Annotated in this window: 18 protein-coding genes; 15 read left to right on the top strand and 3 right to left on the bottom strand. The window is 70.7% G+C overall.

Going from position 1 to position 9,539, the window contains the following annotated elements:
- The 13 genes from ABTY20_RS23130 to ABTY20_RS23070 all read left to right on the top strand — a co-directional run.
- Positions 1–251 (top strand): LysM peptidoglycan-binding domain-containing protein (locus ABTY20_RS23130; protein ID WP_351998926.1); only part of this gene is annotated, 251 nt, incomplete at its 5' end.
- Between the two features lie 121 nt (positions 252–372).
- Positions 373–549 (top strand): hypothetical protein, encoded by a 177-nt coding sequence (locus tag ABTY20_RS23125; RefSeq protein WP_351998925.1) that lies wholly within the window; start codon positions 373–375, stop codon positions 547–549.
- Between the two features lie 90 nt (positions 550–639).
- Positions 640–2,001, top strand: coding sequence for a terminase large subunit domain-containing protein (locus tag ABTY20_RS23120; RefSeq protein WP_351998924.1), 1,362 nt, complete (start codon positions 640–642; stop codon positions 1,999–2,001).
- Positions 2,002–2,071: 70 nt separating this feature from the next.
- A complete protein-coding gene (locus ABTY20_RS23115; RefSeq protein WP_351998923.1) occupies positions 2,072–2,395 on the top strand; it encodes a DUF7239 family protein in 324 nt (107 codons plus the stop codon).
- Complete coding sequence (locus ABTY20_RS23110; RefSeq protein WP_351998922.1) at positions 2,392–2,880, top strand: hypothetical protein; 489 nt, start codon at positions 2,392–2,394, stop codon at positions 2,878–2,880. Before ABTY20_RS23115 ends, ABTY20_RS23110 begins: the two co-directional genes overlap by 4 nt.
- Positions 2,881–3,016: 136 nt before the next feature.
- Positions 3,017–3,271: a hypothetical protein gene (locus ABTY20_RS23105; RefSeq protein WP_351998921.1), complete on the top strand. Its 255-nt coding sequence runs from the start codon at positions 3,017–3,019 to the stop codon at positions 3,269–3,271.
- 314 nt (positions 3,272–3,585) lie between these two features.
- Positions 3,586–3,951 carry a hypothetical protein gene (locus ABTY20_RS23100; protein ID WP_351998920.1) on the top strand — a complete coding sequence of 122 codons (366 nt, stop codon included), beginning with the start codon at positions 3,586–3,588 and terminating at the stop codon, positions 3,949–3,951.
- Positions 3,952–4,064: 113 nt separating this feature from the next.
- Positions 4,065–4,496 carry a DUF1360 domain-containing protein gene (locus ABTY20_RS23095; protein WP_351998919.1) on the top strand — a complete coding sequence of 144 codons (432 nt, stop codon included), beginning with the start codon at positions 4,065–4,067 and terminating at the stop codon, positions 4,494–4,496.
- Between the two features lie 17 nt (positions 4,497–4,513).
- Positions 4,514–4,885: a hypothetical protein gene (locus ABTY20_RS23090; RefSeq protein ID WP_351998918.1), complete on the top strand. Its 372-nt coding sequence runs from the start codon at positions 4,514–4,516 to the stop codon at positions 4,883–4,885.
- A 39-nt stretch (positions 4,886–4,924) separates the two neighbouring features.
- On the top strand, positions 4,925–5,305 hold the full coding sequence (locus tag ABTY20_RS23085) for a hypothetical protein (protein WP_351998917.1): 381 nt from the start codon (positions 4,925–4,927) through the stop codon (positions 5,303–5,305).
- Positions 5,306–5,386: 81 nt separating this feature from the next.
- Positions 5,387–5,665, top strand: a complete 279-nt coding sequence (locus ABTY20_RS23080; protein WP_351998916.1) for a hypothetical protein — start codon at positions 5,387–5,389, stop codon at positions 5,663–5,665.
- 2 nt (positions 5,666–5,667) lie between these two features.
- Complete coding sequence (locus ABTY20_RS23075) at positions 5,668–6,063, top strand: hypothetical protein (RefSeq protein ID WP_351998915.1); 396 nt, start codon at positions 5,668–5,670, stop codon at positions 6,061–6,063.
- A 33-nt stretch (positions 6,064–6,096) separates the two neighbouring features.
- Positions 6,097–6,423 carry a hypothetical protein gene (locus ABTY20_RS23070; RefSeq protein ID WP_351998914.1) on the top strand — a complete coding sequence of 109 codons (327 nt, stop codon included), beginning with the start codon at positions 6,097–6,099 and terminating at the stop codon, positions 6,421–6,423.
- Positions 6,424–6,474: 51 nt separating this feature from the next.
- Here ABTY20_RS23070 and ABTY20_RS23065 read toward each other — a convergent pair whose 3' ends face one another.
- Both ABTY20_RS23065 and ABTY20_RS23060 read right to left on the bottom strand, forming a co-directional pair.
- A complete protein-coding gene (locus ABTY20_RS23065) occupies positions 6,475–7,575 on the bottom strand; it encodes a tyrosine-type recombinase/integrase (RefSeq protein WP_351998913.1) in 1,101 nt (366 codons plus the stop codon).
- Positions 7,576–7,578: 3 nt separating this feature from the next.
- Complete coding sequence (locus ABTY20_RS23060; RefSeq protein WP_351998912.1) at positions 7,579–7,977, bottom strand: hypothetical protein; 399 nt, start codon at positions 7,975–7,977, stop codon at positions 7,579–7,581.
- Between the two features lie 217 nt (positions 7,978–8,194).
- Here ABTY20_RS23060 and ABTY20_RS23055 point away from each other — a divergent pair, with 217 nt between their 5' ends.
- Positions 8,195–8,491: a hypothetical protein gene (locus ABTY20_RS23055; RefSeq protein ID WP_351998911.1), complete on the top strand. Its 297-nt coding sequence runs from the start codon at positions 8,195–8,197 to the stop codon at positions 8,489–8,491.
- A 51-nt stretch (positions 8,492–8,542) separates the two neighbouring features.
- Here the strand turns inward: ABTY20_RS23055 and tgmA are convergent, their stop codons facing one another.
- Complete coding sequence (tgmA, locus tag ABTY20_RS23050) at positions 8,543–8,734, bottom strand: putative ATP-grasp-modified RiPP (protein ID WP_351998910.1); 192 nt, start codon at positions 8,732–8,734, stop codon at positions 8,543–8,545.
- A 395-nt stretch (positions 8,735–9,129) separates the two neighbouring features.
- Between tgmA and ABTY20_RS23045 the strand changes: the two genes are divergently transcribed.
- Positions 9,130–9,537 carry a hypothetical protein gene (locus ABTY20_RS23045; RefSeq protein ID WP_351998909.1) on the top strand — a complete coding sequence of 136 codons (408 nt, stop codon included), beginning with the start codon at positions 9,130–9,132 and terminating at the stop codon, positions 9,535–9,537.
- Positions 9,538–9,539: the final 2 nt, after the last annotated feature.

Genomic DNA, 9,539 nt, shown 5'->3' with positions numbered 1-9,539 from the left:
CGCAGGCGCCGCGCAGGGAGGCGGCCCCGCCGGCGCCACGTGCGGAAGTCCCCGCCCGGCCGCGCACTGCCGGCGACGTGAACGTACCCGCCCCCGGCCGCCACACGGTACGCACCGGACAGACCCTGTCGTCCATCGCCGATGCGCGCGGGCTCGACTGGCGCGTGCTGCACGCGGCCAACCGGGACAAGGTCTACGACCCGGACCTGATCTTCCCGGGTCAGGTGCTGCGGATCCCCAACGCGGCGTAGGGCACCACTGGTTGCCCCTCCCGACCCCTGCCCGGGAGGGGCTTCACCGTGCACGGGGTTGCGCAGACGCCGGACGGGTGGTTTAATCAAATCAGGAATTGCTGACCAAGGAAGGTAGACCATGGGCCGCGAACTGCTTGACGAGATCGACGCCTGTACGTGCATCGAGTTCTGCGACGAGGACCCGAAGACGGCGTGCTCGCTGTCCGGCCGCCCGCACGTCCACCCGGAGGACCCGAACCACCCCGGCGCCTACGGCCCGTGCCCGGTCCACCCCGAGCGCCCCGGCGACCACTGACCGACGCGACGAAGCCCCGGAGCCACCACGGCTCCGGGGCTTCGTCGCGCTCCGGAAACCGCGCGCCGCCCGGCGGCCGACAATGTCGACATGGTGGACCCGAGGCTGAGGACCCGCGCGGCGGAGCAACTGCTGATGCACGCGCGGACGCTGACCGCGCCGCGCTGGACCCCGCTGCCCCACCAGGTCCCGCCGCCCGGCGACTGGTACGGCTGGCTGCTCATGGCGGGCCGTGGCGCCGGGAAGACCGACGCCTGCGCGCGGTACGTCCACGAGCACGTCATGGGCCCGCCGTGCCTGCCCGGCCCCGTCCCGCACTGGATCGGCATTATCGCCCCGACCCTCGGCGACGCGGCGACGTCCTGCTACGCCGGGCCGTCGGGCCTGCGGGTGCACAGCCCCGAGGCGACGATGACCACCGTCCAGGGCGGTACGGTCATCCGCTGGCCCAACGGATCCGAGGCGAAGCTGTTCGGGGCGGACAACCCTGGGAGCGTCGAACGCCTGCGGTCCGGCGGTAACCGGTGCTTGTCGTGGCTGGAGGAGCTGGCCGCGTGGCGGTACCTGGACGACACCTGGGACCAGATGCGGTTCGGCCTGCGCACGGGGCCGAGGCCGCACTGGGTCGCCTCCACCACCCCCAAGCCCCGGGCGCTGATCAAGAAACTGGCGTCCGGCGGGGTGGAGAACGTCGTCCTGTCCCGGGCGTCGATGTACGACAACCCCCACCTACCCCAACACATCCGCGACGCCCTGGAGGACGCCTACGCGGGAACGCAGATCGGCCGGCAGGAACTCCACGCCGAGATCCTTGACCAGGACGAGAACGCGCTGTGGACCCGCGCGATGATCGACGCGCACCGGGTGCGCCCGACCGACCTGCCCGACCTGGCGAAGATCTCCGTCGGCGTGGACCCCTCGGGCGGTCGGGGCGAACAGGGAATCGTCGTCGTCGGCAAGGCGATGCGCGAGCACGTGCGGGCCGACGGCCGCCCGGCGCAGCTCGCCCACGGGTTCGTCATCGCCGACCGCACCTGCCACCTCTCGCCGGACGGCTGGGGCCGGCGCGCGGTACAAGCGGCCATCGACCACGAGGCGGACGACATCTGCGTAGAGGTCAACTTCGGCGGGGACATGGCCGTCAACACGATCCGTGCGGCGGCCGACTCCATGGGTGTGCGCATCCCGATCAAGGTGGTGCGCGCGACGCGGGGGAAGAAGGTGCGCGCCGAGCCGGTGAGCGCGTTGTCGGAGCAGGGCCGTTGGCACATGGCCGGCGACTTCCCGGAGCTGGAGGACCAGATGTGCACCTGGTACGACGAGCTGGACTGGTCGCCGGACCGGCTGGACGCGATGGTCTGGCCGGCCTGGCACCAGCGGATCGTGAAGGCGACGATGACCGGCATCGCCGTGTCCGGCGGCCTGTCCTCGGCCGCGCGCTCGATTGGGTGACGGGGTTGTTCGGCCGCCCGACATATGGTTTAGTTAATTCAACGGAACACCGACCAAGGAAGGCACCGCTGTGGACGACCGAATCCGCAAGCAACCCGCGTGGGTGCGGGACCACATCTCCGACCTCAACTCGCGGATCGCTTCACTCAGCGCCGCGCTGGACGAGGCGCGGGCCGCGCTCACGGCGGGTCCTGACGACTCCGACGTCTTCGCCGAGATGTCCGACGTGAGCCGCCCACTGGGCAAAGGCGTGGACGTCACCTTCGGCACCGGGGACGATACATACACCGTGTCCCTGCGGGACGAGGCGCTGTATGTCGACGCTGCCCGAGACCTCTCCATCGAGCCGGTCACCTCGTTCGTGGTCGTGCTGCGGATGAAGGAGTCCCGATGACCGACACGCCCCGCCCCATCACCGAGGACGGCCCGCACAGGTTCGCCGACCGCGTGCCCCTCGGCACCCGCTACGCCGACGAGATCGGGGGGTACACCCTGGTCGCCTACAGCGTGGACCCGGTGAGCCTGCACGCCGTGCCGCTGCTCATCGCGGACGAGGATGTCACCGGCGGGCCGTCCGCCGGCCGGTGGGACCGCATCGGCGACGGGACGGTGCCGTTGCTGGAGCCGTGCGACGTCACCGGCATCGGCGCGCCCGAGCTGCGGCCGACCGGGCCCGACCCGGTCAAAGCGGCTGCCGCCCGTGAGGCGCTGGCCGACCGCGTCCCGCCGCTGCTCCGGGACACCCGCGTCTTCGGCCAGGTCATGCTGACCGAAGACCTGGACGGCGCCGAGGCGGAGGTCGCGTGGCTGGAGTCGGCCAAGGCGGAGTTGCAGCGCCGCCGGGAACAGTGGCAGGCGAACCGCACCGTGGGGAGGTGAGCATCATGTGTCCTACGTGCCACGGCCGCGACGGCCAGCACCACGTCCAGTGCCCCGGTTTCTGACCGATCGGAGCCCCGGAGCCTCCCCCGGCCCGGGGCTTCGCCGTCCCCTGAAGACTGGGTAGGTACACCGCATGGAAGACGATCGCCTGCTGACCGCCGTGGCCGGGGCCCTGCGCGAGCACGGCGTGGACGACCCGCGCGCCGTGCTCGCCGCTGCCGACGCAGCCGTCCGCGTCCTTGGGCGGGACCGGTGCGTGTGCAAGCGGGCCGTGCACGCCGAGCACCATCTGACACCCGTGGCCCGGTGCCCCTGGTGCGCGCCCGACGCGGCGCCGGTGCCCCGAGCGCGGCAGACGGTCACCGTGCCGACGGGCGGTCTGCTGTAGAAGCCCCGCCGCCGTCGGATCGACTCCAGCGGCGCAGGGAAGCAGCTACCCTAGTCCGCATCTGTGCGCGGCTCTGGCCGGGATACTTGGCCACGGCCTGTTCACCTGAGCCCTTGCAATCCAGGTACTCACCGCCCACCTGTCGCAGGTGCGTCGTCATCGTCCGGGTGGTCTGATGAACCGCGTCGGTGGTCCCGCACTGGGGGCAGCAGAGAAGCATGCCCCTGAACGTACCGACGAGGCGGCGCCCGAGATGGTGAATCGGCGGATCTGCCCTACCCTGCCCCGGGATTGATCCCACCTAGGAGGCAGTCATGGGCAAGGTGTACGGGCGGGAGCCGGCGGTATGGCTGGCGGCCGTCGGCGCGGTGTGGCAGATCCTCTCCGCCTTCGGCCTCGGGTTCGGTGCGCAGCTCCAATCCATCATCACGGCCATCGTCGCGGCCGTCCTCGGCATCATCGTCGCCGTGCAGGTGGGGGACGGGGTGATCGCGGCCGTCAACGGCCTCGTCGTGGCCGCCGTGTCGCTGGTCAGCTACTTCGCGTTCGAGTGGAGCGCGGAGGACCAGGCGCAGGTCGTCGGCGCCATCATGCTGCTCGTCGCGTGGTTCGTCACCCGGCCGAACGTCGCCGCGCCGCAGCCGCCCGAGGTTTCCCCGCCGGGCCGTCTCGTCGCTTGACGCAACCGGGCCACCAGGCGCAACGTCTCTCCTATGGCGGGGCGTTCGGCCTGGTGACCACCTCCGATCGTCGCCCGACAGGGCGTCCCGTCCACGACCCTGGAGCGCCCGCCGTGCCCACCTGGCTGCTCATCGCCTGCATGATCCTCGCCAGCTACCGCGCCGCCCGCCTGGCCGTGAAGGACACGTTCCCGCCGGTGCTGTGGCTGCGCGACCGCCTCGCCGGCGGGTGGCGTCCGCTGACCGAACCGGAACAGGAGAAGTGGTCCCCGGGCCGGCCCCGGGGCGAGGAAACGTTCGTCCGTCACCCGGCCCTCGGCACGCTGATGGTCATAGACGGCGAGCTGAACCGCTACGTGCGCCGGGCTCGGTGGTCGCCGCACTGGCTGGCCGAGCTGATCTCCTGCCCGTGGTGCGTGTCCGGCTGGCTGTCCGCCGCGATCACGGCCGGCGTCGCCCTCACCGTCGGCGTGCCGGCGCCGGTCCTCGTGTGGGGCGCGGTGTGGGGCGCTTCCGCGCTGCTCGCCTCGCGGGAGTGGGCCTGACGATAGGCTCGTCGGCCATGACGACCACGGAACCCCGCACCCCGGACCAGCTCGCCGACGCCGCCGCCGAAGCCGTCCGCGCCCTGGCCCACGCCACTCTGTCCCGGCCGGCCGCAGGCTGGCAGTACCCGGACGAGGCACGCAACGTCGTGGCGAACCTGGCGATCCTGGCCGAACGACTCCCGCAGGCCCTCGGACAGGTGGAGTCGTTCATCGGCGCGCACGAGGACGCCGGACGGCTGCGCAGCGAGCACGGCCCGGACGACCTGGCGCAGCGGCTGCTCGCGTTCCACGGCGCGGTGGCCGGGGCCATCCGGCACGCCCGCGCGCTGGAGGCCGCGCTGGGCCGGGCCCATCAGTCCCTCGGGGCCGTCAGTTCCACGGAGTGACCTCGCGGCGTCCTCGTGCGTGCCGGTAACGTACGGTCCATGACCGCCACGGAACCTGTGTACGTCCTGATTCACCCCGACGGCCGCGCGGAGTGGGGTGACGAGATCGCCGCAGCCAACGAGCAATTGGGCCCGCACGGCATCGGCCGGGCCTTCCTCACCGACGGCTCACGCCTTCGTATCGCCATGTCCGACTGCGCGCTGATCCTCCCTGACGTGTACGCGCCCAACCCGTACGCCGCTGCCGCGCTGGCCCGCGTCGCCGGCGTCCCCGCCGGGGCCGCTCCCGAGACACGCGGCCCCATCGTCCTGTTCGGCTGGGACCCACGCAACGAGTGGGACAGCACGCGTCCGCTGACCCCCGATGAGCGGGGCCTCATCGGCGAGGCGTTGACGGCCGCCGGGTGCACCGTGGCCTAGACGGTCCGAGGGGTTGTGCCGAGCGCACACCCGTGATTTAATCAAATCAAGGAACGGCGACCAAGGAATGAGGGCCGGGACATGGGCGAGACTCGCGCGTACATCGAGCAGATCACGGACGACAGGGCGAACCTCGCGGTCTACGAGGGCGTCACGATGTACGGGGGCCGCAAGGACCCGGCCTGGTCCGAGCAGTACACGCTGGAAGACGACGGCGTGGACCACCTCTTCGCCGCGCAGCCCGAGCAGCCGTTCACCGAGGCGGACCGCATCCTCGCCGCGCACGGCTTCAAGCGCGAGGGAGTGTGGGTCGTCGGTGACGCGATCACCGGCACCTACGCCCGCATCTCCCGGACCTGACCATGGGGGCCCGCGAGGCGGCGCCGTTCACGGTGGAGCCGAGGCAGACCTACATGCCGTGCCGGGCCTCCGTCGGATCCCGGTGCCGGCCGTTCGTCGTGGAACGCGTGCACGGGGACGACGTCTACGTCTGGGACCCGTTCGGCGGCCTGCGCGGCCTCGGCGGACACCGGTGGGTGAAGGCCTCGTCCCTGCACCCGACGGGCCTGACCGACAAGGTCGCCGAGCGTCGGACCGGGTACCGGCTGCACTCCGTGCCCGCGCCTGGGCAGGAGCTGTGCGGGTCGTGCATGACCTGGCTCGACCCGGACGACTTCGCCGATGTGGCGTGGGGGCTCGGGCACAGTACGTGCAAACCGTGCATGGCGGACATCGAGGAAACGTACGGTCGACTCTGACCGGTCCTACCGTACCGAGACCGAGGAGACATCGTGACCACCACCACCTTTTCCGACATCGCCGACTGGGTGAACCACCACTACGCCGACGGGACCGCTCCGGACCGCACGGAACTCGTCCGCAGGATCGAGGATGCCGCCGGGGCCGATCCCGGAGTCACGGCCAGCGTGGCGTACGTCGTCACGCACTACCGGGCCGAGCGCGGTCAGTTCCTCCGGACCACGGTCGAGCGTGTCTCGGACCGAATCTTGGAAAGGCTGTCCCACCCGGGGCCGACGCCGCCGTACAACCACCTGCGGGTTCAGACCGTTGTCCGGGGTATCGCCAGCGACATGGCCGAGGGCTGGGTGCCTGCCTGATACATGCCGCAGCGAAGCCCCGGAGCCGTCACGGCCCGGGGCTTCGTCATGTCACAGGAACCGGTCCACCAGGCCTTCGTAGACGCGGACGGCCGCCGCCGCGTGCGTCCGCTTCAGCGCCTCGTCGTCGCGGCGCCGGATGTAGCGCATCGTCGTGGACAGGTGGCTGTGGTCGGCGAAGCGTCGGATGTCGTCCGGTGTCGGTTTCCCGTCCTGCGCCTTCTGCCCCTCGTCGTACATGTGGGTCAGCTTGCTCGCGCGCAGCACGTGCGGGGTGAGGTCCCGTCCAGGTAGAACGCCGGCCGCGCGGCCGAGGCGGTTGAGCAGCCGGTCCACCGCGTGCCGGTCCATCGGCCGGCCGTCGTCGTCCAGGAACAGCGGCCCGGACACGGAGTCGTCCCAGCACCGGGCGCCCAGCTCGCACAGCAGCGGCGGCAAGGTGAACGTCCGGGGCTTGCCGCCCTTGCGTCGCAGGGTCAGCTTGCACTCGCCGCCGACCGACCGGATGTCCCGCCGGTCGGCGGCGCAGCACTCCGAGACGCGGCCGGCCAGCGTGTAGATGAGCACCAGGACGAACGCCTGCCGCGCCGTGGCCGCCTGCTCCATCACGGCCTGGAACTCCTCCACCTCCAACACCGGCGTCATCGCCGCCTCGTCGTGCTGGTCGATGACCGGCCGGTCGTACCGGGTGATCGGATTGACGATGTCCAGCCGGGTGCGGAACTTCGTGTACTCGATGAGCGACGTCAGCGACGAGGCCAGCCGGTTGACCCGGCGCGGCCCCAGCTTGAGGTCGTCGGTCCACGCGCGCCAGTGCGGGATGACGTCCGGGGTGATCGCCCCGAGGTACCACGGCTCGGTTCCGACCAGCTCCCGGCCGGCGCGGGCCCAGTGCCGGATGTCGTCCGCGTACTCCCGCCGTGTACCGTCGGAGGTGAACCGCTCGGAGGACAGCCACCCGGCCACGTGCCCGAACGTCTCGCGCTCGCACAGCTCGTGCAGCAGGTCGAGGCGGTGCACGCGCGGGCCGAGCCGGCGCGTCCTCGGGTCGCGGGGCGCGACGGTGCCCAGCCGGTCCCGCAGGGACATGACGGTACGCAGCGCCGGGTCGTCGACGGCGAGCGCTCCGGGTTCCGTGGTCGTGATCGTCACAGATCAGTCGAGACCTTCATGGAACTGGCGTACGCGTTCTTCGCTGTCAAGCAAAGCCTGGCGGACAGTCTCGTCCTTGATCTGGTCGGGGGAGTGAAGCAACTTCCCGACACTGTGCGCACGGGCGTGTACGACGGCTGCGGCGGAGACCTTCGACCCGTCAAGATCCCGGCCGGTGAATCTCCGGAAGGTCTCCCCGTCTTCGGTAACTTCTTCGCTCAGCCGGGCTTCGAACGCGGCAAGTGCACTGCGCAGCCCGTCGACCTTGTCCCAGGCGTAGTAGAGGTTACCGCCACCCATTGCGCCGGCGATTCGGCCGAAGTAGTCGACCAGGCGGGCGTAGTCCTCCCCCACGTTGTTTTCGGGAGACGAACCGCCGAGCGCGGCGTACAGGTCGGTCATCGTATTCCTTCCGGGTGGTGGCGGATCTGACGCGATGAGCCTACCGGGACGCAAGATCGCCCGATGCAAAACACACGTTTTGCGCTTCGCCAGGAGCGATTCTGCGGGACGACGGTTTCGTGGCAACCTCCGGGTTGTCCACCGGCCGCACCTATGGTTTAATTAAGTCATCGGGCAGGGGTCCGGCCCGACGGACCAAGGAAAGAAGGAACCGACGATGAACAGTTCGACGATCGCCAGCGAGATCCAGAGCGTTGCCCCGTCTGGACTGCGCGAGGGCGACGAGCTGCGCGACCCCGCCACCTACGAGCCGTTCGGCATCGTCACCAGGACGACGCGGAAGCGCACGGGCCACGTGACCGTCTGGTACCGCAACGCCGAGCAGGACGTGACGTACCTGGACCTCCCCAAGTCCGTCAAGCAGGTGAAGATCAGCAAGCGTTGCCAGGACTGCAACGGCGACGGCTGCGCGCCGTGCGAGTACAGCGGCCACCAGGCCCGCCGGACCGCCTGACCGCAGGCACGACGAAGCCCCGGGCCGGCGTGGCTCCGGGGCTTCGTCGCGTCAGTCGTCAAAGTGCGTCTTGGTCCCGGCCGTGGACGTGGTGGTGCCGAGGGCGCGCAGTACCTCGTGGTCCTCGGCGGCCGGTGTTCCGTCCGGCAAGACGTTGAGCTGGAGTTCGGGGTCGTAGGTGTACGGCACGTCCGGGTCGGGTGCGGCCGGCCGTGCATGGCGGAGCGCGAACGGTTCAGTCATGGTCGTCTTCCTCCGTCGGCGGGTCGGGCTGCGGTTCGGGGCGGGTCGTCTGTAAGGCCTGACGGAGACCTTCCGGCCCGTGGGTATAGGGGCCGCCGGTGCAGGTGCACCCGGGCTCCGTCTCCTGCTGAGTCTGTGCCATGGGTCCAGAGTCGTCCTGCGGACCGGACGCGTGAAGGTCTGCGATGGCCACGTCGGAATCGCTGCGGTGGCCCGGGTGTCGGCGGCGGGGCATGGCGTCGATTGTCCCGGCCTGCTCTGGCGCGGGTTGGCGATCCGCCGGAAGTCCACACAATCGGAGGAGCCCCGGGGTTGTCTTCCCGGGAGCCCTATGATTTAATTAAGTCATCGGGACGGGGAGCCGGACCGACAGACCAAGGAATGAGGGACCGACCATGAACGCCACGTTCACGATCAAGGGCATCACCGACGCGACCGACACCTGCGAGTGCTGCGGGACCCGGATCAAGCGGGCCGTGGCGCTCATGCCCCTGGACGAGGACGGCAACGAGTTCGGCGAGGCCGTCTACTACGGCACCTCCTGCGCCGGCAAGGCCGTGGGCAGGAAGACGGCGTGGGTCACCCGCCGCGCCACCGCCGCGCAGCGCGAGCGGGACGCCGAGGTCGAGCGGGCCCGCGAGTGGCTGGCCGCATACGGTCCGGTGGAGTTCGGGTCCACCCTCCAGAAGCGGCGGGTGTTCTGCACCGAGCGTGGCAACACGCTGCGCGCGGGCGAGTCGGTCAGCCGGGTCGTCGCGGGCATCCTGGCCACGGCCCGCGCGACCCTGGCCGCCGCGCACTGACC

Source organism: Streptomyces sp. NPDC126497 (genome assembly GCF_040302425.1).
Lineage (GTDB): Bacteria > Actinomycetota > Actinomycetes > Streptomycetales > Streptomycetaceae > Streptomyces.
Note: the sequence above shows the minus strand (reverse complement) of the source record. Positions and strands in the feature narration are given on the sequence as shown.